The sequence below is a fragment of the Citrobacter sp. Cpo090 genome, assembly GCF_030332665.1.
In the GTDB taxonomy this organism is placed as follows: domain Bacteria; phylum Pseudomonadota; class Gammaproteobacteria; order Enterobacterales; family Enterobacteriaceae; genus Citrobacter; species Citrobacter portucalensis.
In genome coordinates this window covers 259,055-281,812 of the sequence record NZ_JAOWHK010000035.1, presented here as the reverse complement: position 1 = coordinate 281,812, position 22,758 = coordinate 259,055, and the positions used below count along the sequence as shown (strand labels likewise).

Below are 22,758 nucleotides of genomic sequence, written 5' to 3'. Positions count from 1 at the left end.
ACATTACCCTACACGTAATTTCTGCGCTGCACGTACCGGATGCGCGGATGCGCTTGCGTTCAGGTCCAGATCGCGACTTTGCAGCAACAGCACCTGTGCCGCGACGTCACCCAGCATCGCTTTATAGCTGCCAATCTGACGTGCGAAAATGTTGTATATAACAACCGCTGGAATTGCTGCGACCAGACCGATTGCGGTCGCTAACAGCGCTTCTGCGATACCCGGCGCAACAACGGCCAGGTTGGTCGTTTGGGTTTGTGCAATCCCGATGAAGCTATTCATGATGCCCCATACGGTACCGAACAGACCGACGAATGGAGAGATAGCCCCGATGGTAGCCAGGTATCCGTTACCGCGGCCCATATGACGACCTACAGCTGCCACACGACGCTCCAGACGGAAGCCGGTACGCTCTTTAATGCCTTCGTTATCGTCGCTGCCTTCTGACAGTTCCAGCTCGTTCTGCGCTTCGTTTATCAACTGGGCGCCCAGGCTTTTGCCATCGAATCCTGCGGCAATCTCACTTGCCATATCTAAAGAGCGGGCTTCAGCCAGCAGTTGCTGTTCACGCTTAAGGCGGCGTTTCTGAGTAAAGAACTCAAGGCTCTTACTAAAGAAGATAGCCCAGGTGACTACTGACGCCAAAATCAGCCCAATCATCACGCACTTAACCACGATATCGGCGTGCTGATACATACCCCAGACGGAAAGATCCGTCTGCATCAAATTATTACCCACTCTGTATCTCCAGGACGCAAATCACAAAATCTGAGCGTAATGATATCAAAAAGACGTCGAATTGATAGTCGTTCTCATTACTATTTACATATTGCCGCACCTTTGGTTTCTTTTCCTTGCGCTTACGCAGTAAAAAAGTCACCAGAAGCATTTTGAGATTATTTTCTACTGTATGACCGTTCCGCAGGATGCGTCATCTTTGATTCATGGTAGTTTAGACATCCAGACGTATAAAAACAGGTAAGACAACATGGCAGATAAGCAACTTGAAACCAAGCTCGTTCACGCAGGACGCAGTAAAAAGTACACGCTGGGCTCGGTAAATAGCGTGATCCAGCGCGCTTCTTCGCTGGTGTTTGACACCGTAGAGGCAAAAAAACAGGCCACGCACAACCGGGCGAACGGTGCGCTTTTCTACGGACGTCGCGGAACCCTGACGCATTTCTCTCTTCAGGAAGCAATGTGCGAACTGGAAGGCGGTGCGGGTTGCGCCCTGTTCCCCTGCGGTGCAGCGGCCGTTGCCAACACCATCCTTGCCTTTGTAGAGCAAGGGGATCATGTGCTGATGACCAATACCGCCTATGAACCCAGTCAGGATTTCTGCACCAAAATTCTCGGCAAGCTCGGCGTGTCCACTGACTGGTTCGATCCGCTGGTTGGCGCCGATATCGTTAAGCACATACAGCCGAACACGAAAGTCGTATTTCTGGAATCTCCCGGCTCTGTCACGATGGAAGTGCATGATGTTCCTGCTATTGTTGCCGCCGTCAGAAGCGTCGCGCCGGATGCAATCATCATGATTGATAACACCTGGGCTGCCGGGGTGCTGTTCAAAGCGCTGGATTTTGGCATCGATATCTCTATTCAGGCAGGCACCAAATATCTGATTGGTCATTCTGACGGCATGGTCGGCACGGCGGTATCTAATGCCCGCTGCTGGGATCAGCTGCGCGAAAATGCCTATCTGATGGGGCAAATGCTGGACGCCGATACCGCTTATATGACCAGCCGTGGACTGCGTACGCTGAGCGTTCGCCTGCGTCAGCACCATGAAAGCAGCTTAAAGGTCGCCGAGTGGCTGGCCAGCCATCCGCAGGTCGCCCGCGTGAACCACCCGGCGCTGCCCGGCAGTAAAGGGCACGAATTCTGGAAGCGTGATTTCACCGGCAGCAGCGGCCTGTTCTCCTTTGTATTGAATAAGAAACTCAATAATGAAGAGCTGGCCGCGTATCTGGATCACTTCAGCCTGTTCAGCATGGCCTACTCCTGGGGCGGTTTTGAGTCGCTGATTCTCGCCAACCAGCCGGAACACATTGCAGCAATCCGTCCGCAAGGCGAGGTGGACTTCAGCGGAACGCTTATCCGTTTACACATCGGTTTAGAGAATGTTGACGATCTGATTGCCGATTTGGCCGCAGGATTTGCCCGAATCGAGTAAAATTGCCACAGATGGACATATATGCAGACACTTCTGGTGGAAAAGTCTGCAATTGTTGCGTCCGGGATCAAGGCATCCCGGGCAATTCAGGAGTACAATCCACACATAAACGCTGTTCCACAGGAAAGTCCATGGTAGTCATTCAAGATATTGTCTCCGCGCTCTGGCAACACGATTTTGCCGCACTGGCGGATCCGCACGTTGTGAGCGTGGTGTACTTCGTCATGTTCGCCACACTGTTTTTAGAAAATGGCCTGCTGCCCGCCTCCTTTTTACCCGGCGACAGCCTGTTATTGCTGGCAGGAGCGCTGATCGCTCAGGACGTGATGAGTTTTTTACCTACCATAGCTATTCTGACGGCGGCAGCCAGTCTGGGCTGCTGGCTGAGCTACATTCAGGGACGCTGGCTAGGCAACACGCGCACGGTGAAAGGCTGGCTGGCGCAATTACCGGAAAAATACCATCAGCGCGCCACCTGCATGTTTGACCAACACGGGTTGATGGCGCTGCTGGCAGGGCGTTTCCTGGCGTTCGTTCGTACCTTGCTGCCAACAATGGCGGGCATTTCAGGGCTTCCTAACCGTCGATTCCAGTTTTTTAACTGGCTGAGTGGCCTGCTGTGGGTCACCGTCGTCACCAGTTTCGGCTATGCGCTGAGCATGATCCCGTTCGTTAAACGCCATGAAGATCAGGTGATGACCTTTCTAATGATCCTGCCGATTGCCCTGTTAACCGCAGGATTGTTGGGAACATTGTTCGTGGTGATTAAAAAAAAATACTGTAGCGCCTGAGTATTATCCGTAGGCCGGGGTAATTCCCGGCATTACGCCTGATGGCGCGCAGCCTCAAAGCCTACGGTATACCTGCAGGCCTACAAGAAATCAGCTCCCCTGCATCATACGAATTCTGGCCGCATCCTCCCCCGGCGTTACGCCAAAGAAACGTTTGAACTCCCGACTGAATTGCGATGCGCTCTCATAGCCGACGCGCATGGCAGCCGCACTGGCCTTCATTCCATCGTGAATCATCATCATCCGTGCTTTATGCAGGCGATAGCTCTTAAGATATTGCAGCGGCGACGTGCTGGTCACCGCTTTAAAATTATGATGAAACGCCGACACGCTCATGTTTGCTTCAGCTGCCAGCTGTTCTACATTGAGGTTTTCGGTGTATTTGGTTTCAATCCGCTTTAGCACCCGGCTTATCAAACTGAAATGCGTCTGGCGGCTGACCAGCGCAAGTAACGCGCCGCCGCGCGGCCCGGTCAACACATGGTAGAGGATCTCGCGAATAATCTGTTTCCCCAGAATACGCGCATCCAGCGGTCGCTCCATCACATCCAGCAGGCGCTCGGCAGCGCAGAGAATTTCGTCAGAGAGCGTCGCAGAGTTAATCCCGCTGGCTGCCATGGCGGGCTGGAACAGCTCGTCTTCCCCAATGTCCATCAACAGCTCCTGCAATTGCAGAATATCGACATTCAGGTAAATACCAGCCAGAGGTACCTCCGGCGTCGCATACGTTTCACATTCAAAGGGTAAAGGTACGGTTAGCAGCAGGTATTCGTTGGCGTCATAGCGAAATACGCGCTCATTGATATAACCAATTTTATGTCCCGAAAAGAGAAATATGATGCCTGGCTGATACATGACCGGTGTACGCGCCGCAGGCTCCGTACCGTGTAACAGGCGGACATCTGGCAGCAGTTCGTTAAGTTTATTTTCATTGTTTTTCAGCTGCTTAATTTTATCTGTCAGCAGAAGGCAGATCTCATCACGGTTCATGTAGCACCATTTCATCATCGGTTTTCGACCCTGACATAATGCGCAGATTTATTCGTTTTCTCCAGCAGTCTGTAGAAATGGGCAAGACATCGGCAGAAATGAGCATTGAGAGCAGAGCGGCGGGCGACCACAATGTTCATCATCCGGCAGACACTCACCTGCCCTCTTTTATTACCCACCAAAGGGAACGAGCAATGAACAACTTTAATCTCCATACCCCAACACGTATTTTGTTTGGTAAAGGCGCAATTGCTGAGCTGCGCGATCAAATTCCTCAGGACGCTCGCGTACTGGTTACCTACGGCGGCGGCAGTGTGAAAAAAACCGGCGTCCTGGCACAGGTTCAGGACGCGCTGAAAGGGCTGGACGTGCTGGAGTTTGGCGGTATCGAGCCAAACCCGTCTTATGAAACGCTGATGAACGCAGTAAAAATCGTGCGTGATGAGAAAGTGACGTTTCTGCTGGCGGTAGGTGGCGGTTCAGTGCTGGACGGCACCAAATTCATCGCGGCAGCAGCACAGTACGCAGACGGCATCGATCCATGGCGCATTCTGGAAACCCACGGCAACGACGTAACAAGCGCCATCCCGATGGGCTCCGTGTTAACCCTGCCTGCAACCGGCTCTGAATCTAACTCCGGCGCGGTAATTTCGCGTAAAACCACTGGCGATAAACTGGCCTTTATGACCCCGTTTGTGCAGCCAGTATTTGCCGTACTGGATCCGGTTTACACCTACACCCTGCCGCCGCGTCAGGTCGCAAACGGCGTCGTGGATGCCTTCGTGCATACCGTGGAACAGTATGTGACTTATCCGGTGGACGGGAAAATTCAGGATCGCTTTGCCGAAGGAATTCTGCTTACGCTGGTAGAAGAAGGCCCGAAAGCCTTGCAGGAGCCGGAAAACTACAACGTACGTGCGAACGTCATGTGGGCGGCAACCCAGGCGCTGAACGGCCTGATTGGCGCAGGCGTACCGCAGGACTGGGCAACGCATATGTTGGGCCATGAACTGACCGCAATGCACGGTCTGGATCATGCCCAAACGCTGGCCATCGTTCTGCCAGCGCTGTGGAATGAAAAACGTGATACCAAGCGTGCCAAACTGCTGCAATACGCAGAGCGTATCTGGAATATCACCGAAGGTTCCGACGACCAGCGCATCGACGCCGCTATTGCCGCTACCCGCGCTTTCTTCGAACAAATGGGCGTACCAACTCGCCTGTCTGACTATGGTCTGGACGGTAGCTCCATCCCGGCGTTGCTGGAAAAACTGGAAGCTCACGGTGGTACGCAACTGGGCGAACATCAGGACATTACGCTTGAAGTCAGCCGTCGGATTTACGAAGCTGCCCGCTAAGGTTTTTTAACCTCCGCCTTTCGTTTTTGGGTATTTATACCAGGCTTAAGTCACACCTATGTCACCGGGGGCTGCTCCGGTGACAGTCATTCAGGGGGGAATTATGACCGGTCCAACCATTATCAAACTACAGGATGGTAACGTCATGCCGCAACTGGGCCTGGGGGTCTGGAAGGCAAGCAACGAAGAAGTCATCACCGCCATTCATAAAGCGCTGGAAGTGGGGTATCGCTCAATTGATACCGCTGCGGCGTACAAAAACGAAGAAGGTGTCGGCAAAGCAATACGCGATGCTGGCGTACCGCGGGACGAGTTATTCATTACCACCAAGCTGTGGAATGATGACCAAAAACGCCCCCGGGAAGCCTTGCTTGAAAGCATGGAAAAACTCCAGCTTGATTACCTCGATCTGTACCTGATGCACTGGCCGGTTCCGGCGATCGACCACTATGTTGAAGCATGGGAAAACATGATCGACCTGCAAAAAGAAGGTCTGATTAAGAGCATCGGCGTGTGCAACTTTCAGATCAATCATCTCCAGCGGCTGATGGATGAAACCGACGTACCTCCGGTGATTAACCAGATCGAACTTCATCCGCTTATGCAACAGCGCCAGCTGCACGCCTGGAACGCAACGCATAAAATCCAGACCGAATCCTGGAGTCCGCTGGCGCAAGGCGGCAAAGACGTCTTCGATCAAAAGATCATCCGTGACCTCGCTGAGAAATATGGCAAATCACCGGCGCAGATCGTCATCCGCTGGCATCTGGATAGCGGTCTGGTGGTTATTCCGAAATCAGTGACCCCGGCGCGTATCGCAGAAAACTTTAACGTCTGGGATTTCCGCCTGGATAAAGACGAATTAGGCGAAATCGCGAAACTTGATCAGGGCAAACGTCTGGGGCCAGACCCGGATCAGTTCGGCGGTTAACCCCTTCCCTCCAGCCCGACACTCTCGTCGGGCCTTTACTGATTTTAAATATCAGGAAACAATTCACACACATATATTGATGTATTTCTTGCAGTCGCTGGAGCAGCATTACGCAACATAACATGTTAATTATTAAATAAATATATTCATTTCGTGAATGTATTTACCATATCCATAGGTGCGTAAACGTGACTGAGAAAAAAAGTAGCGGAGTCAAATGGCTCCCATTAATTCTTATAATATTCATCTCTGCTGGACTGTGGCAGCTGACCCCTCCCTCCGGGTTAAGTGCGCCAGCCTGGCATTCGGCAATTATCTTCGTCGCGACTATTGCCTCTATCGTGGCAAAAGTTTTACCCATCGGCGCGGTCGGCATTATTGGGATTACGGTTTTTGCACTCGCTTATGCTGCCGGGGATAAAACCGCCAGCGGCGCTATCACCACGGCACTGAGTGAGCTGAACAGTTCACTTATCTGGCTTATCGTCGTGGCTTTTATGATTGCCCGCGGGTTTATCAAAACCGGCCTCGGACGACGCATTGCGCTGCAGATGATCCGCCTGCTCGGCAAGCGCACGCTGGGACTCGCCTACGGTCTGGCCTTTGCCGATCTGATTCTATCTCCCGCAATGCCGAGTAATACAGCACGCTGCGGCGGCGTCATCTATCCGATTGCCGACTCTCTGGCATGCAGTTTCCATTCGAACCCGGAAGATGAGTCCCGCAGTAAAATCGGTACCTTTCTTATCACCTGTATTGGCAACGTCAACGACGTCACCGCCGCGCTCTTTATGACCGGCTATACCGGCAACCTGTTAGCGGTGAAGCTGGCGGCCAATGCGGGCGTCACGCTGACCTGGGGCGGCTGGTTTATGGCGGCGCTGCTGCCATGCCTGGTGTCCTTACTGCTGGTTCCACTGCTGGTCTACTGGATCGTGCGCCCGGAAATTAAGCACACGCCGGATGCCCCGAATCTGGCGCGCAAAGAGCTGGCGGAAATGGGCAGTATGTCTCGCGGCGAATGGCTGATGCTGGCTACCGTCGGCGTACTGCTGGTGCTGTGGATTTTTGGCGATACGTTAGGCGTCGACGCCACCACTGCCTCGTTCGTTGGATTGTCCATTTTATTGCTAAGCGGCGTTCTGAGCTGGGAAGATGTGAAGAGCGAGAAAGGCGCATGGGACACGCTGATTTGGTTTGCCGCGCTGTTGATGATGGCGAACCAGCTGAAAAAACTGGGCTTCACCACCTGGTTTGGCAATCTGATCGGCGATAGCCTGAGCAGTACCATGCACGGTACAAGTTGGGTGATCGTCCTGCTGCTGCTGAACGCCGCCTACTTCTATACCCACTACTTTTTTGCCAGCGGTAATGCACAGATTGCCGCGCTGTACGCCGTTTTCCTCGGCGTCGGTCTGCATCTGAATATTCCCGCAGCCCCCACGGCATTAATGCTGGCCTTCACCAGCAGTTTGTACTGCTCGCTCACCCAGTACACCCACGCTCGCGGTCCAATCCTGTTTGGTGCCGGGTATGTTCCAACGGGCGTCTGGTGGCGCACAGGATTTATCATCAGCTTGTTTAACCAGGCGGTGTTTATCACCGTAGGTCTGATGTGGTGGAAGGTGTTAGGTCTGTACTAAACTGACTGCGTCCTGACGAAATACCTTACCTGCGGAGAAAAGGAATGACCTGTATTTTCTGTCAAATTGTTGAAGGTAAAGCACCCTGCCATAAGGTCTGGGAAGACGAGCACCATCTGGCTTTTCTGTCGATTTTCCCGAACACCGACGGTTTTACCGTGGTGATCCCGAAAAAGCATTACCCCAGCTATGCCTTCGATATGCCGCCGCAGGCGTTGGCTGACCTGATGCTGGCAACCCAAAAAGTGGCTAAGAAACTGGATAAGGCTTTCCCGGATGTCAGTCGTACCGGGATGTTCTTCGAAGGTTTCGGCGTAGACCATGTGCACAGCAAATTAAGCCCCATGCATGGCACTGGCGATCTAACCCACTGGAAACCGATTGAAGCGCGGCAGAACAAATTTTTCGAGCAGTATGAAGGATATTTGTCATCACACGATCATGAACGAGCGGATGATGCAAAACTGGCCGCATTAGCGGCCAGAATTCGTGAAGCATAAATACTGAGTCTCTCTGCCGGATGGCGGTGCCAGCAACTTATCCGGCCTACAAAATCGTGCTATTCGTAGGCCTGATAAGCATTCCACCACCGGGCAAGCTAGATTAGCGTCCCGCTACTTTCCCGCGTTTTTTGTTTGCGGCAGGTGTCTGACGCTGGTGCGCCACCGGTGTGTGCTTGGTCAACGCCGGACGGGTATGACGGTTCTGGCGACGCGCTTCGCGCATCTCTTCCAGCGTAGGTGCCGGAACCAGACATTCGCGACGACCGCCGATCAGATGCTTTTTACCCATATCTTCCAGCGCCTGGCGGATTAACGGCCAGTTGGCTGGATCGTGGTAACGCAGCAGGGCTTTATGCAAACGACGCTGCTTATCACCTTTCGGCACCACCACGTCTTCACTCTTATAACCAATTTTACCCAGCGGGTTTTTCCCGGTGTAATACATGGTTGTGGAGTTCGCCAACGGCGATGGATAGAAGTTCTGCACCTGATCCAGACGGAAACGACGTTGCTTCAACCACAACGCCAGATTCACCATATCTTCGTCACGCGTACCTGGGTGCGCGGAAATAAAGTACGGGATCAGATACTGCTCTTTACCCGCCTGTTTCGAGTAGGTATCGAACAATTCCTTAAAGCGATCGTAGCTGCCCATCCCCGGCTTCATCATCTTCGACAGCGGGCCTTCTTCGGTATGCTCTGGCGCAATCTTCAGATAACCGCCAACGTGGTGGGTCGCCAGCTCTTTGATATAGCGTGGGTCTTCAACCGCGATGTCATAACGCACGCCCGAAGCGATGAGGATCTTTTTAATGCCTTTCAAATCACGCGCACGACGATAAAGGTTAATCGTCGGTTCATGGTTGGTGTCCATATGCGGACAGATATCCGGATAGACGCATGACAGACGACGGCAGGTTTGCTCCGCGCGCGGTGACTTACAGCGCAGCATATACATGTTTGCCGTTGGGCCGCCGAGATCGGAAATCACGCCGGTAAAGCCCGGAACGGTGTCGCGAATGGCTTCGATTTCATTGATGATCGAGTCTTCAGAGCGGCTCTGGATGATGCGACCTTCGTGCTCGGTGATCGAGCAGAACGAGCAACCGCCAAAGCAGCCACGCATAATGTTGATCGAGAAACGGATCATCTCATAGGCAGGAATGCGGCTGTCGCCATACGCCGGATGCGGCACGCGCTTGTACGGCAGCGCAAAGACGCTGTCCATCTCTTCGGTAGAGAGCGGAATGGCTGGCGGGTTGATCCAGATGTAGCGATCGCCGTGCTTTTGCATCAGCGCACGCGCGCAGCCTGGATTGGTTTCGTGGTGCAGAATACGCGACGCATGCGCATACAGCACTTTATCGCCCTTCACTTTTTCGAAGGACGGCAGCAGCACGTAGGTTTTTTCCCACGGTTTCGGGCGCGGCGGCTGTACGGTTACCGCTTTCGCTTCCTGCTTTTTCGGTGCCACAGGTTTGTTGTCAGCACACGGCAGATCTTCACCATACGGATGCGGGATCGGGTCAATCTTGCCCGGCGTGTCGAGACGCGTGGAATCCACCCCACTCCAACCCGGCAGCGCTTCTTTAACCATAATCGCAGTGTTACGCACGTCGCGGATCTGATCGATGGTTTCACCCATCGCCAGACGATGCGCCACTTCCACCAGTGGACGTTCGCCGTTGCCGAACATCAGCATGTCGGCTTTGGAATCCACCAGAACAGAGCGACGAACGGTATCGGACCAGTAGTCATAATGCGCGGTACGGCGCAGGCTGGCCTCAATACCGCCGAGAATAACCGGCACGTCTTTCCATGCTTCTTTACAGCGCTGGGTATAGACCAGCGTGGCACGGTCCGGGCGTTTACCTGCTACGTTGTCAGGCGTGTAGGCATCGTCATGGCGCAGTCGGCGATCGGCGGTGTAGCGGTTGATCATCGAGTCCATGTTGCCTGCGGTCACACCAAAGAACAGGTTCGGTTTACCCAAACGCATAAAATCGTCTTTGTTGTTCCACTCCGGCTGGGCGATAATCCCTACACGAAAGCCCTGCGCTTCCAGCATACGGCCGCAAATTGCCATGCCAAAGCTGGGATGATCGACGTATGCATCACCGGTAACCAGAATGATGTCGCAGCTATCCCAGCCAAGTTGGTCCATTTCGTCGCGTGACATCGGCAAAAACGGTGCCGGGCCAAAACAGGCAGCCCAGTACTGCGGCCAGGAGAAAAGGTCTCTGTCCGGTTGGATCAGGGATATTGCGCTCATAATGCTTCCAAAAATGGTAAAAAAATAATCAAAGGCCGGGGATTATACGCTGTATGCCGGCAAGAAATGAAGTGGAGTCTGAACCAGAGCAGTAGAAAGTTATATAAATTGTTAAATTTTACGACGCTCATTTTTATCAATCATAATTAACACCATGCCGGCCAGCTGAGATAACTCTTTTTCGGCGGGGGATTTTTCATTGCGACTCAACGATTCACTGCATATTTCCCAGTTACGGGTTGTTGTTCACCTGTGTGGGTTTCTGGTTCTTCTCTACAGCTTTTCTATGCTGCCACCGATGACCATCGCTTTGTTAAATAAAGAGCGGAGCTTGTTCGCTTTTTTCAGCACGTTTATGACTTTCTTCACCCTCGGCGGCGGGGCGTGGCTGGCAACCAAACATGCGGGTATTCAACTGCGAACACGGGATGGTTTCGTCATTATCGTCCTGTTCTGGCTGTTGTTTTCGTTTATCAGCGCGATGCCGATGTGGATGGACGATGGCTTAAACCTCTCTTTTGCGGATGCCCTGTTTGAAGGGGTTTCCGGCATCACCACCACGGGCGCAACGGTAATTGGCGACGTCAGCGCCATGCCAAAATCGTATCTGTACTACCGGGCTCAGCTTAATTTTATTGGTGGCCTGGGGGTTATTGTCCTCGCCGTGGCGGTGTTACCACTGCTGGGTATTGGCGGCATGAAGCTGTATCAGTCTGAAATGCCGGGCCCCTTTAAAGAAGAACGCCTCACGCCAAGACTTGCTGATACTGCACGTACGCTGTGGATGACCTATGTCATTCTGGGGCTTATTTGTACTCTGGCCTACTGGGCTGCCGGGATGTCGTTCTTCGATGCCTTATGCCACGGGCTGTCGACGGTCTCTCTCGGCGGATTTTCCACTCGCAGCGAGAGCATCGGCTTTTATAACAGCCACGCTATTGAGCTAGTTGCCGGACTGTTTTCACTGCTGTCTGCGTTTAACTTCACCCTCTGGTACGTTGCTATCGTGAAACGTACCTTCAAGCCCTTTCGTCGCAATGCCGAACTGCGTTTCTTTTTGTTGATTGCGCTGGTCGTCACTCTGATCGCCACCTGGCAAGTTTGGCGGGCAGGCATGTACGGATTAACGGACAGCCTGGTGCATGCTTTTTTTCTGGCCAGTTCGATGCTGACAGATAATGGCCTGTCGACGGCGGATTACGCGCAGTGGCCTTCGCACACGATCTTTATGCTGCTCAGCGCCAGTTTCTTCGGCGGTTGTGTGGGCTCGACCTGCGGCGGGATTAAGGTGCTACGCTTTTTGATTATGTTCAAGCAGTGCCGTCAGGAGTTACACCAGCTCGCGCATCCCCGCGCCCTGCTGAATATCAAAGTGGGCAATAGCGTGGTAAGCGACCGGGTGGTGCGTTCGGTATGGAGCTTTTTCTTTCTCTACGTTTTGTTCACCAGCTTTTTTATCTGGGCGCTCAATCTGATGGGCTACGATCTCTTCTCCTCTTTTGCCACCGTCGCCGCCTGCATCAACAATATGGGGCTGGGATTTGGCGTCACCGCCACGACATTTGGCACCTTAAATGAGGAAGCAAAGCTACTGATGTGCGCGGCCATGATCATGGGGCGTCTGGAGATTTACCCCATTCTGATCCTGTTCTCGCGCATGTTCTGGCGGGCGTAACGAATACCCCGGCGCATTACGGCGCCGGGTTCACCAACATCTGTCCGATTGAGCCACGATCCGCCATTTCCAGCGTCTGGCTATTAAAGTAGAACGGGAAATGGGCCCAGGAAGGCTGTCCGTAATAAACCAGTAATTCAACCTGGCCATCAACCCAGACAGTATCTTTCCAGCCTCTGTCTTCCGGGAACGGCATCGCGCCATTCACATTACGGATCAGGAACGAAACACCTTCAATATGGAAGGACTGGGGCATATCCGCCCGCACCGTCCAGCGCTCCCAGGAGCCCTGCTGGGCAGTAATATCCATACGATTGACGTCCCACAGCTGACCGTTGATGCCAGGATCGTCGTCCAGGCTGATATCACGGCTGCGAATCGGCGAACCGCTGAGGATTTCCGTTGGCAGCAGGCGCATTGGCAGGCTGTCGGTCACCAGCGGCAGAAGGCCCGTTGGACGCAGAGTCAGCACCAGCGTGGAGATGAGAATACTGGAAGGCTCAAAGAACCCGCGGATCCTGTCGACAATACTGGCCGCCTCACCACAGGTGATAGAGACCTCATTACCGTTCGTCATATCCACCAGGATCTCACGACGCTCGCCCGGAGCCAGCGAGAGCTGCTTCACCGAAACAGGCGCAGGTAAAAAACCCTGATCGCCGGAAATCACATGCAGCGCACGGCCATCGCTCATTTGCAGCTGGTAACGACGCGAGTTTGAAGCGTTCAGCAAACGCAAGCGCACCCAGCCGCGGGAGACTTCGACATACGGGCTTTGCGCCCCATTGACCAGCAGCGTATCACCGACAAAGCCACCGCTGCCGGGCTCGCTGTATTCCGGCGTGCCAAAGTTGTCCAGCCGCTTGTCCTGGATAATGACCGGAAAATCATCCACGCCATAGTGGTTGGGAATAGACAGTGATTTACTCACTTCATCTTCAACCAGCCACATCCCGGCAAGGCCGTTATAGACCTGCTGAGCAGTACGATTTGGCGTATTGGCGTGATACCACAGCGTGGCGGCATTCTGGCGAATCGGCAGCACTGGCGCCCAGTCAGCATTCGGGGACATCATGCGCGCCGGGCCGCCCATCAGCGGACCTGGTACCTGTAACCCGGCGACGGTCATCGAGACATTTTCAGTCAGACGGTTGCTGTAGATAAGCTTGACGTCATCCCCTTTCCAGACGCGAATTGTCGGTCCCAGGTAGCGGCCGTTAATTCCCCAGACAGGTGCGCGCGTGCCTTGTGTAAAGGACCAGTGCGCACGTTGCAGCGTCATAAATAGCGGCTGCCCCCGGCGGGATTCCAGCAGCGGAGGCACGGGTAACGGTTGTTGCTGACCGGCAGCATTAGCCTTCAGCGGAACAGCACCTGCACACAGTGCGATCCCCGATGCCTGAATGAACTGACGCCGACTGAATGACATATAAACTCCATAAAAAACTGGCTATTAACACGCAGGAAGTCATTTCCTGTAAAAAACCCGAATTGCGCGGATTAAACCTTACCGGCGGCTTCCCGCTCAGCAACTTCTTTATCGAGTTCTGCGATTTTTTGTTCCATCAGCGTGCGGCAATGCGCTGCCAGTTCACGAACCTGATCTTTCCCAAAGTGGCTAATGTCCACCGGCGGCAACATCTCGACAATCGCCAGACCATTATTGAGTCGGTTTAATTTTATCTTGTTCGAGGTTGTGGAAACGCACACCGGAATGACCGGGACACCAGCAGCAATCGCCGCATGGAACGCACCGGTTTTAAACGGCAGCAGACCGCGACCGCGGCTACGCGTTCCTTCCGGGAACATCCAGATAGAAATGCGGCGTTTTTTGAAATGATTCACCACGGCAGCAATGGTGCTATGTGCTTTTGCGCGGTTGTTTCTGTCAATCAACAGGTTACCGGTTAACCAGTACAGCTGCCCGAAGAAAGGGATCCACAGCAGGCTTTTTTTACCTACCGTCACCGTCGGCGGCTGAACGATATTCGCAGCGGTAACCATGTCATAGTTGTTCTGATGGTTACAAATATAGATAGCATTACCATAGTTCTGCGCGTCTGCCGGCATGCGGCACTCGACCTTCAGGCCATAAAGGGGAGCCAGGCGGCCAAACATATGACCGAACGTTGCAACGTGTTTTGGATTTCGTGGGCTGAACAGACAGTATATGCAACCGAAAATACAGACCAGAACGCAGTAAATAACAGTAATAATTAAACGAAAAATATATAGCATAACAACCTCTAAGGCCTAAGAGCCTGGCATTTTACGTCACCTGATTCATCATGCTGTATCAGGTTAGGGCTTTGTTAAGGGCGGCTCTCTGGAAAAGCGTATTGTTAATCGCAACGCACGAATAAACAACGGTTTCACGGGAATTTTTAACGTTGGCTCTCCCTGGGTTTTAACAGGGAGAGCCGGACGGTAGCGTTATTCTTCGCTGTCGCCGTGACTGGCGCGTCGAGGCGAGTCAATCTCAATGCTGTCGATACGCTGCAGACCACGCATTAGCGTGCCGCGACGACCACGCTCACCGGTCACTTTCTGCAACTCTTCAGGACGCAGTTTGATTTTGCGCTTACCGACGTGGATAGTCAGCGTGCTCTGTGGCGGCAGCACGTAAAGTTGCGCCAGACCATCTTCGCCTTTCGCCGCTTCCGCTGAAGGGATATTAATGATCTTGTTCCCTTTGCCTTTCGACAATTGCGGTAAATCGCTTACCGGGAACATCAACATGCGACCGGCCTGGGTAATCGCCAGCAGCATATCGGTTTCATCCTCAATCACTACTGGCTTCATGACCCGTGCATTTTCTGGCAGCGTAATCAATGCCTTGCCTGCGCGGTTACGTGCGACCAGGTCATTGAAGGTGCAGACAAAACCGTAGCCTGCATCAGAAGCCATCAGCAGTTTCTGATCGTCGCCTTCCATCAGCATGTGCTCAACCGTCGCACCCGGCGGCAGCGTGAGCTTCCCGGTCAGCGGTTCACCCTGACCGCGCGCCGACGGCAGAGTAATCGGGTCGATGGCATAGCTGCGTCCGGTGGAGTCCACGAACACCACCGGTTGGTTGCTTTTACCCTTCACTGCCGACTTAAAGCTGTCGCCTGCTTTATAGCTTAATCCCGGTGCATCGATGTCATGGCCTTTCGCGCTACGCACCCAGCCACTCTGGGACAGCACAATGGTCACCGGCTCAGATGGCAGCATGTCGTGCTCGCTCATCGCCTTCGCTTCTTCGCGTTCCTGCAACGGAGAGCGACGATCGTCGCCATAGGCGTCTGCATCGGCCTGCAGCTCTTTCTTCAGCAGGTTACTCATTTTACGTTCGGAAGCCAGAATGGCCTGCAACTGATCGCGCTCTTTCGCCAGCTCATCCTGCTCACCGCGGATTTTCATCTCTTCGAGTTTGGCAAGGTGGCGCAATTTCAGCTCAAGGATGGCTTCAGCCTGAGTTTCAGAAATACCAAACCGCGACATCAGCTCTGGCTTAGGTTCATCTTCATGACGAATAATTTCGATGACTTCGTCAATGTTGAGGAACGCCACCAGCAAACCTTCAAGGATGTGCAGGCGCTTGAGCACTTTTTCCAGACGATAATTCAGGCGGCGACGCACGGTATCGCGGCGGAACGCCAGCCATTCGGTGAGGATCTCCAGCAGGTTTTTCACCGCCGGACGACCATCAAGACCGATCATGTTCAGGTTGATACGGTAGCTCTTTTCCAGATCGGTAGTGGCAAACAGGTGGTTCATCACCTGCTCCATATCCACACGATTAGAGCGCGGAACAATCACCAGACGGGTCGGGTTTTCGTGATCCGACTCGTCGCGCAGGTCGTCTACCATCGGCAGCTTTTTATTGCGCATTTGAGCAGCGATCTGCTCCAGCACTTTAGCCCCGGAAACCTGATGCGGCAGCGCGGAAATCACCACCGCACCGTCTTCTTTCGTCCAGACCGCACGCATACGTACGGAGCCGCGTCCGTTTTCGTAAATCTTACGAATTTCCGCGCGCGAGGTAATGATTTCAGCTTCGGTTGGGTAATCCGGCCCTTGCACGATATCCAGCAACTGATCCAGCGTCGTTTTCGGCTGCTCAATCAGAGTAATCGCTGCTTTTGCCACTTCACGCAGATTATGCGGCGGAATGTCCGTTGCCATACCAACGGCAATACCAGTCGTGCCGTTCAGCAGAATATTTGGCAGACGCGCAGGCAGCATCTTCGGCTCCTGCATGGTGCCGTCGAAGTTAGGCACCCAGTCCGACGTTCCCTGACCGAGTTCACCCAGCAGGACTTCCGCATACTTAGACAGACGTGATTCGGTATAACGCATCGCCGCGAAGGATTTCGGATCGTCCGGTGCCCCCCAGTTCCCCTGCCCGTCAACCAGTGGGTAACGGTAAGAGAACGGCTGCGCCATCAGCACCATCGCTTCATAGCAGGCGCTGTCGCCGTGTGGATGGTATTTACCCAGCACGTCACCGACGGTACGGGCGGATTTTTTAAATTTGGCGCTGGCATTCAGCCCCAGTTCGGACATCGCGTACACGATGCGACGCTGAACGGGTTTCAAACCATCGCCAATAAACGGCAACGCCCTGTCCATGATGACGTACATGGAGTAGTTCAGATAGGCGTTTTCCGTGAATTCATGCAGCGCCAGGCGCTCTGCCATATCGCTCATTAATCGTGGTTCCTCAACTTTGTACCCCTCTATTGAAGGGCAATATTGCCGCAGATACTACCCTATCTGGCGTGTTGAGTCACAAAGAAAAGGGCCGCGAATGCGGCCCTGATGGGGATTACTTAGTAACTTTGGTAATCTGTTTCACGTCGATTTCAACGGAGTTCCAGTCTTTATCCACTTCACCCTGGATTTCAACCACATCCTGCGGTGTAACGGTTACGCCGTTCCAGCGCTTGTGGTCGATATCCACATTCACCGTGCCGGTCGCATCTTTAAACACGTACAGGTCGTCGGAAATACGCTCAACGATGTTTCCGCGCAGGGTAACCCAGGTGTCATCACGCAGTGATTTGGCGCTTTCTACCGTCGTGCTGCTACCGTTCGGGCCGACAAATCCGCCGTTTTGGCTCTGCGTGGTGGTTGTCGTTGGCCCAGAGAAGCCGCCCTGCTGAGCTGCCAGAACAGGTGCGGAACACAGTGCCATTACGGCAACCATTGCAGCTAATTTTTTCATCGTCATGTCTCCCTTTCATGTTGGTTTACGACTATTAAATAAGTTAATCCTTAACAAGTTCTTAAGGCAAAAAAAGATACTTTTTTTGCTGTACAGAGACTGTAGCCACAGGTTTACTGACTGCAAATGAGTTATCGCAGGGATGAACATATGCGTATTTTACTGATCGAAGATGACACGTTGATTGGCGATGGCCTGAAAACAGGTCTGAGTAAAATGGGTTTCAGTATCGACTGGTTTACCGAAGGTCGCCAAGGGAAAGAAGCGCTCTACAGCGCACCTTATGATGCGGTAATCCTCGACCTGACGCTGCCAGGCATAGATGGGCGCGATATTTTGCGCGAATGGCGTGCAAAAGGAAAACAGGAGCCGGTGCTAATTCTGACCGCTCGCGACGCGCTGGCGGAACGCGTAGAAGGCCTGCGCCTGGGGGCAGATGACTATCTGTGCAAACCCTTTGCGCTGATCGAAGTTGCCGCCAGACTGGAGGCGCTGGTGCGTCGTGCCAGCGGCCAGGCCAGCAACACATTACGCCATGGTCAGGTAACGCTCGATCCCGGCGCGCTGGTCGCCACGGCGGCGGGTGAACCTTTGTCACTCAAACCTAAAGAGTTCGCGCTGTTGGAACTGCTGATGCGCAACAAAGGTCGCGTCCTGCCCCGCAAACTGATTGAAGAAAAACTGTATACCTGGGACGAAAATGTCTCCAGCAATGCGGTTGAGGTCCACGTCCATCACTTACGCCGTAAGCTCGGCAGCGACTTTATCCGTACCGTGCATGGCATTGGCTATACCCTGGGTGACGCATGAAACTCACACAACGCCTCAGCCTGCGCGTCAGGCTAACGCTTATTTTTCTGATTCTGGCATCAGCCACCTGGGCCGTATCCAGTTTTGTAGCCTGGAGGCAGACTACCGATAATGTCGACGAGCTGTTTGATACCCAGCTTATGCTGTTCGCCAAGCGACTCAGCACGCTGGATATCAGCGATGTCACCACCTCAAGCAATATGGCCCGCACGCCAAAGAAACTGAAGCACGGCCATATTGATGACGACGCACTGGCGTTTGCCATCTACTCCACCGACGGCAAAATGGTGCTACACGATGGCGACAATGGCCAGGATATTCCCTACAGCTACAGCCGGGAAGGGTTTAGCGACGGCCAACTCAGAGGCGACAACGATTCCTGGCGCTTCCTGTGGCTAAATTCCGCTGATGGAAAATATCGCATTGTGGTGGGTCAGGAGTGGGAATATCGGGAGGATATGGCGCTGTCGATCCTTACCGCACAGTTAACCCCGTGGCTGGTTGCGCTGCCGCTGATGTTGCTGATCCTGGTGGTCATGCTGAGTCGTGAACTCAGGCCGCTAAAAAAACTGGCGCAGGCTCTGCGCTGGCGCGCCCCGGAATCAGAAGAACCGCTCGACCCGAAAGGTGTGCCAAGCGAAGTGCGCCCGCTGGTTGAATCACTTAATCAGCTGTTTACCCGTATCCACTCTATGATGGTCCGCGAACGGCGCTTTACCTCTGACGCCGCTCACGAGCTGCGCAGTCCGTTGACCGCGCTGAAGGTGCAAACCGAAGTGGTGCAATTGTCAGACGACGACCCGCAAACGCGGGAAAAAGCGCTGGCGCAGCTGCATGCGGGAATTGAACGCGCCACCCGACTGGTCGATCAGCTCCTGACGCTTTCTCGACTCGACTCCCTCGATAATCTTCAGGATGTGGCGGAAATCTCACTGGAGGAGCTACTACAGTCCGCGGTGATGGATATCTACCACCCGGCCCAGCAGGCACATATTGACGTACGTTTGCAGATTAACGCTCACAATATCACGCGCACAGGACAGCCGCTGTTGCTGAGCCTGATGGTACGAAATCTGCTGGATAATGCCATTCGCTACAGTCCGCAGGGGAGCATTGTGGAAGTGACGCTCAACGCCCGTAACTTCAGCGTCAAAGATAATGGTCCTGGCGTTGCGCCGGAGGTACTTACACACATCGGTGAACGCTTTTATCGTCCGCCGGGACAAAGCGTGACCGGCAGCGGTCTCGGTCTGTCGATTGTCCGTCGTATCGCGATATTACATGGGATGTCAGCCTCGTTTGGCAACGCTCCGGAAGGTGGCTTTGAAGCAAAAGTCAGTTGGTAATTGCGTTATTGTTGCTCATATAGCAAAAGACTTTGCACATTTTGCTAATTTCACCGCACCGCTGGTGGGAGTAAAATCGTCCTCAAACGTATTTCCTTGAGGACACAAAATGAGCAACATTCTGATTATCAACGGGGCGAAAAAATTCGGCCATTCAAATGGTCAACTGAATGACACCCTGACCGAGGTCGCGGACGGTATCCTGCGCGACCTCGGGCATGATGTTAAAGTCGTACGCGCAGACAGCGATTATGACGTAAAAACAGAAGTACAGAATTTCGTCTGGGCCGATGCAGTTATCTGGCAGATGCCCGGCTGGTGGATGGGCGCACCGTGGACCGTGAAAAAATACATCGATGACGTGTTTACCGAAGGTCACGGCACGCTGTATGCCAGCGACGGTCGCACACGTTCAGATGCCTCTAAAAAATACGGCTCCGGCGGGCTGATTCAGGGCAAAAAATACATGCTGTCCCTGACCTGGAACGCACCGATGGAAGCCTTCACTGAAAAAGACCAGTTCTTCCATGGCGTTGGCGTTGATGGCGTTTATCTCCCGTTCCATAAAGCAAATCAGTTCCTGGGAATGGAAGCGCTGCCGACCTTTATCACCAATGACGTGATTAAAATGCCGGACGTCCCGCGTTATATCGCAGAATATCGCAAGCATCTGACCGAAATTTTTGGTTAACTGGTAACCTGGAATTAGAAGGAGTTAACCATGCTTACCGTTATTGCAGAAATCCGTACACGTCCAGGTCAACATCACCGCCAGGCGGTACTGGATCAGTTTGCTAAAATCGTTCCGACCGTACTGAAAGAAGAAGGCTGCCACGGCTATGCGCCGATGGTGGATCATGCCGCAGGTGTGAGTTTTCAGACCACAGCGCCAGATTCAATCGTGATGGTTGAGCAGTGGGAAAGCATCGCGCATCTTGAAGCGCATTTGCAGACCCCGCATATGAAAGCCTACAGCGAAGCCGTGAAGGGTGACGTGCTGGACATGAATATTCGTATTCTGGAGTCGGGTATTTAAGGTTGTCGATTTGCCGGATGACGCTTTGCTATCCGGCATATAATCGCTTCGTCAGATGAGAGCCGGATAAGGCATTTTACGCCCGTCTCCGGCTTTTCTACATGCAATTACCCTTCGAGATCCGCCAGGTCGCCTTTCTCCTGCAACCAGTTACGACGATCTTCAGAACGTTTCTTGGCCAGCAGCATATCCATCATTGCGTTGGTACGCTGATCGTCTTCATCATCAATGATGAGCTGCACCAGGCGACGGGTGTTCGGATCCAGCGTAGTTTCACGAAGCTGCATCGGGTTCATTTCACCCAGACCTTTAAAGCGCTGCACGTTCGGCTTGCCTTTCTTGCGCTTTAACTGCTCCAGTACGCCCGCTTTCTCTTCTTCCGTCAGCGCGTAATACACCTCTTTACCGAGGTCGATACGGTATAACGGCGGCAGCGCCACGTAGACATGACCGTGTTTCACCAGCGTGCGGAAGTGCTTTACAAACAGCGCACACAGCAGTGTGGCAATGTGCAGACCATCGGAGTCGGCATCCGCCAGGATACAGATCTTACCGTAGCGCAGCTGGCTCAGATCGTCGCTATCCGGATCGATGCCGATCGCCACGGAAATATCGTGAACTTCCTGCGAAGCCAGTACTTCATCGGAAGAGACTTCCCAGGTATTGAGGATCTTACCTTTCAGCGGCATGATCGCCTGATATTCACGATCGCGCGCCTGCTTGGCCGATCCGCCCGCCGAGTCACCTTCTACGAGGAACAGTTCGGTACGATTAAGATCCTGTGCGGTACAGTCAGCCAGTTTACCCGGCAGCGCCGGACCGCTGGTCAGCTTTTTACGCACTACTTTTTTCGCCGCACGCAGACGACGCTGCGCGCTGGAAATCGCCATCTCAGCCAGCAGTTCGGCTGACTGCACGTTCTGGTTCAGCCACAAACTGAAAGCATCTTTCACCACGCCAGAGACGAATGCCGCACACTGACGCGAAGAGAGGCGCTCTTTGGTTTGTCCGGCGAATTGCGGATCCTGCATTTTTACCGACAACACATATGCACAGCGATCCCAGATATCTTCCGCCGACAGCTTCACGCCACGCGGCAGGATATTACGGTATTCGCAGAACTCACGCATCGCATCCAGCAGTCCCTGGCGCAGACCGTTAACGTGCGTACCGCCCTGCATGGTTGGGATCAGGTTCACATAGCTTTCGGTCAGCAGCTCGCCGCCTTCCGGCAGCCAGAGCAGCGCCCAGTCCACCGTCTCCGTCTCACCGCTGAAATTACCGATAAATGGTTTTTCCGGCAGCGTCGGCAGGCCATTCACCGCCTCGCTCAGATAGTCATTCAGACCATCCTGGTAGCACCAGCGCTGTTCGCTGTTGTTGACCTCATCTTTAAAAGTGATCTCAACGCCAGGGCACAGTACCGCTTTTGCTTTTAGTACATGTGTTAAGCGCGAAACGGAAAAACGCGGGCTGTCAAAGAAGCTTTCATCCGGCCAGAAGTGCACGCTGGTCCCGGTATTGCGTTTGCCACAGGTACCGACAACCTGTAAATCCTGCACTTTATCGCCATTCTCAAACGCGATGTTGTATACCTGCCCATCGCGGCGCACGTTCACTTCCACACGTTTGGACAGGGCGTTAACAACGGAGATACCCACGCCGTGCAGACCACCGGAGAACTGGTAGTTCTTGTTGGAGAACTTGCCGCCCGCGTGCAGACGACAGAGGATCAGCTCAACCGCCGGAACGCCCTCTTCAGGGTGAATGTCTACCGGCATTCCGCGTCCGTCATCAATGACTTCCAGAGACTGATCGGCATGTAAGATCACGTCCACGCGTTTCGCGTGGCCCGCCAGTGCTTCATCCACACTGTTATCAATCACTTCCTGTCCAAGATGGTTCGGACGGGTGGTATCGGTGTACATTCCTGGGCGACGGCGTACCGGCTCAAGCCCAGTGAGTACCTCAATGGCATCAGCGTTATAAGTTTGCGTCATGGTTTAAATAAGCAATTC

The 22,758-nt window shown here is 53.5% G+C and carries 19 protein-coding genes; 11 read left to right on the top strand and 8 right to left on the bottom strand.

The genetic code is table 11. The annotated features are described in order from the left end of the window. Positions 1–3 precede the first annotated feature (3 nt). Positions 4–738 (bottom strand): tol-pal system-associated acyl-CoA thioesterase, encoded by a 735-nt coding sequence (exbB, locus tag OGY83_RS19500; RefSeq protein ID WP_079939993.1) that lies wholly within the window; start codon positions 736–738, stop codon positions 4–6. A gap of 250 nt (positions 739–988) precedes the next feature. Here exbB and metC point away from each other — a divergent pair, with 250 nt between their 5' ends. Further along, on the top strand, positions 989–2,176 hold the full coding sequence (metC, locus tag OGY83_RS19495; RefSeq protein WP_286636687.1) for a cystathionine beta-lyase: 1,188 nt from the start codon (positions 989–991) through the stop codon (positions 2,174–2,176). Between the two features lie 131 nt (positions 2,177–2,307). Next, entirely contained in the window at positions 2,308–2,967 is a 660-nt protein-coding gene (yghB, locus tag OGY83_RS19490; protein ID WP_003024510.1) for a DedA family general envelope maintenance protein YghB, read from the top strand. Between the two features lie 90 nt (positions 2,968–3,057). Here yghB and OGY83_RS19485 read toward each other — a convergent pair whose 3' ends face one another. Further along, positions 3,058–3,957, bottom strand: coding sequence for an AraC family transcriptional regulator (locus OGY83_RS19485; protein ID WP_153983661.1), 900 nt, complete (start codon positions 3,955–3,957; stop codon positions 3,058–3,060). 194 nt (positions 3,958–4,151) lie between these two features. Between OGY83_RS19485 and yqhD the strand changes: the two genes are divergently transcribed. From yqhD to OGY83_RS19465, 4 genes are all read left to right on the top strand, one after another. Continuing rightward, positions 4,152–5,315, top strand: coding sequence for an alcohol dehydrogenase (gene yqhD, locus OGY83_RS19480; protein ID WP_048215537.1), 1,164 nt, complete (start codon positions 4,152–4,154; stop codon positions 5,313–5,315). Positions 5,316–5,418: 103 nt separating this feature from the next. Then, positions 5,419–6,246 carry a 2,5-didehydrogluconate reductase DkgA gene (gene dkgA / locus OGY83_RS19475; protein ID WP_286636686.1) on the top strand — a complete coding sequence of 276 codons (828 nt, stop codon included), beginning with the start codon at positions 5,419–5,421 and terminating at the stop codon, positions 6,244–6,246. A 188-nt stretch (positions 6,247–6,434) separates the two neighbouring features. Next, the gene (locus OGY83_RS19470) at positions 6,435–7,889 is read left to right on the top strand and encodes a DASS family sodium-coupled anion symporter (protein WP_286636685.1); all 1,455 of its coding nucleotides are present in this window, start codon (positions 6,435–6,437) and stop codon (positions 7,887–7,889) included. Between the two features lie 44 nt (positions 7,890–7,933). Beyond that, positions 7,934–8,389, top strand: coding sequence for an HIT family protein (locus OGY83_RS19465; protein WP_008785817.1), 456 nt, complete (start codon positions 7,934–7,936; stop codon positions 8,387–8,389). Positions 8,390–8,492: 103 nt separating this feature from the next. Here the strand turns inward: OGY83_RS19465 and OGY83_RS19460 are convergent, their stop codons facing one another. Then, a complete protein-coding gene (locus tag OGY83_RS19460) occupies positions 8,493–10,664 on the bottom strand; it encodes a YgiQ family radical SAM protein (RefSeq protein WP_003024532.1) in 2,172 nt (723 codons plus the stop codon). 199 nt (positions 10,665–10,863) lie between these two features. On the opposite strand from OGY83_RS19460, the gene OGY83_RS19455 reads away from it, so the two are divergent. Further along, positions 10,864–12,339: a TrkH family potassium uptake protein gene (locus tag OGY83_RS19455; RefSeq protein ID WP_079940000.1), complete on the top strand. Its 1,476-nt coding sequence runs from the start codon at positions 10,864–10,866 to the stop codon at positions 12,337–12,339. A gap of 16 nt (positions 12,340–12,355) precedes the next feature. Here OGY83_RS19455 and ftsP read toward each other — a convergent pair whose 3' ends face one another. The 4 genes from ftsP to OGY83_RS19435 form a co-directional block, all read right to left on the bottom strand. Then, positions 12,356–13,768: a cell division protein FtsP gene (gene ftsP / locus OGY83_RS19450; RefSeq protein ID WP_008785819.1), complete on the bottom strand. Its 1,413-nt coding sequence runs from the start codon at positions 13,766–13,768 to the stop codon at positions 12,356–12,358. A gap of 71 nt (positions 13,769–13,839) precedes the next feature. Continuing rightward, entirely contained in the window at positions 13,840–14,577 is a 738-nt protein-coding gene (plsC, locus tag OGY83_RS19445) for a 1-acylglycerol-3-phosphate O-acyltransferase (RefSeq protein WP_003024540.1), read from the bottom strand. 195 nt (positions 14,578–14,772) lie between these two features. Continuing rightward, complete coding sequence (parC, locus tag OGY83_RS19440) at positions 14,773–17,031, bottom strand: DNA topoisomerase IV subunit A (RefSeq protein WP_123267912.1); 2,259 nt, start codon at positions 17,029–17,031, stop codon at positions 14,773–14,775. A 118-nt stretch (positions 17,032–17,149) separates the two neighbouring features. Further along, positions 17,150–17,548 (bottom strand): YgiW/YdeI family stress tolerance OB fold protein, encoded by a 399-nt coding sequence (locus tag OGY83_RS19435; protein WP_079940003.1) that lies wholly within the window; start codon positions 17,546–17,548, stop codon positions 17,150–17,152. A 150-nt stretch (positions 17,549–17,698) separates the two neighbouring features. On the opposite strand from OGY83_RS19435, the gene qseB reads away from it, so the two are divergent. The 4 genes from qseB (at position 17,699) to OGY83_RS19415 (ending at position 20,740) form a co-directional block, all read left to right on the top strand. Continuing rightward, entirely contained in the window at positions 17,699–18,358 is a 660-nt protein-coding gene (gene qseB / locus OGY83_RS19430; protein WP_123267910.1) for a quorum sensing response regulator transcription factor QseB, read from the top strand. Next, on the top strand, positions 18,355–19,704 hold the full coding sequence (gene qseC, locus OGY83_RS19425; RefSeq protein ID WP_286636682.1) for a quorum sensing histidine kinase QseC: 1,350 nt from the start codon (positions 18,355–18,357) through the stop codon (positions 19,702–19,704). The genes qseB and qseC overlap by 4 nt, the downstream gene beginning before the upstream one ends. 109 nt (positions 19,705–19,813) lie before the next feature. Continuing rightward, entirely contained in the window at positions 19,814–20,395 is a 582-nt protein-coding gene (locus OGY83_RS19420) for an NAD(P)H-dependent oxidoreductase (RefSeq protein WP_003838153.1), read from the top strand. Positions 20,396–20,425: 30 nt separating this feature from the next. Continuing rightward, on the top strand, positions 20,426–20,740 hold the full coding sequence (locus OGY83_RS19415) for a putative quinol monooxygenase (protein ID WP_003024557.1): 315 nt from the start codon (positions 20,426–20,428) through the stop codon (positions 20,738–20,740). A gap of 107 nt (positions 20,741–20,847) precedes the next feature. On the opposite strand, the gene parE is transcribed toward OGY83_RS19415, so the two are convergent. Then, positions 20,848–22,740, bottom strand: coding sequence for a DNA topoisomerase IV subunit B (gene parE / locus OGY83_RS19410; protein WP_003024571.1), 1,893 nt, complete (start codon positions 22,738–22,740; stop codon positions 20,848–20,850). Positions 22,741–22,758: the final 18 nt, after the last annotated feature.

Bases quoted from the DNA above. Each gene is read 5' to 3' on its own strand.
- metC (WP_286636687.1), top strand. From the start codon at position 989: ATGGCAGATAAGCAACTTGAAACCAAGCTCGTTCACGCAGGACGCAGT.
- yghB (WP_003024510.1), top strand. From the start codon at position 2,308: ATGGTAGTCATTCAAGATATTGTCTCCGCGCTCTGGCAACACGATTTT.
- OGY83_RS19485 (WP_153983661.1), bottom strand. From the start codon at position 3,957: ATGAACCGTGATGAGATCTGCCTTCTGCTGACAGATAAAATTAAGCAG.
- yqhD (WP_048215537.1), top strand. From the start codon at position 4,152: ATGAACAACTTTAATCTCCATACCCCAACACGTATTTTGTTTGGTAAA.
- dkgA (WP_286636686.1), top strand. From the start codon at position 5,419: ATGACCGGTCCAACCATTATCAAACTACAGGATGGTAACGTCATGCCG.
- OGY83_RS19465 (WP_008785817.1), top strand. From the start codon at position 7,934: ATGACCTGTATTTTCTGTCAAATTGTTGAAGGTAAAGCACCCTGCCAT.
- OGY83_RS19460 (WP_003024532.1), bottom strand. From the start codon at position 10,664: ATGAGCGCAATATCCCTGATCCAACCGGACAGAGACCTTTTCTCCTGG.
- ftsP (WP_008785819.1), bottom strand. From the start codon at position 13,768: ATGTCATTCAGTCGGCGTCAGTTCATTCAGGCATCGGGGATCGCACTG.
- plsC (WP_003024540.1), bottom strand. From the start codon at position 14,577: ATGCTATATATTTTTCGTTTAATTATTACTGTTATTTACTGCGTTCTG.
- parC (WP_123267912.1), bottom strand. From the start codon at position 17,031: ATGAGCGATATGGCAGAGCGCCTGGCGCTGCATGAATTCACGGAAAAC.
- OGY83_RS19435 (WP_079940003.1), bottom strand. From the start codon at position 17,548: ATGAAAAAATTAGCTGCAATGGTTGCCGTAATGGCACTGTGTTCCGCA.
- qseB (WP_123267910.1), top strand. From the start codon at position 17,699: ATGCGTATTTTACTGATCGAAGATGACACGTTGATTGGCGATGGCCTG.
- qseC (WP_286636682.1), top strand. From the start codon at position 18,355: ATGAAACTCACACAACGCCTCAGCCTGCGCGTCAGGCTAACGCTTATT.
- OGY83_RS19420 (WP_003838153.1), top strand. From the start codon at position 19,814: ATGAGCAACATTCTGATTATCAACGGGGCGAAAAAATTCGGCCATTCA.
- OGY83_RS19415 (WP_003024557.1), top strand. From the start codon at position 20,426: ATGCTTACCGTTATTGCAGAAATCCGTACACGTCCAGGTCAACATCAC.
- parE (WP_003024571.1), bottom strand. From the start codon at position 22,740: ATGACGCAAACTTATAACGCTGATGCCATTGAGGTACTCACTGGGCTT.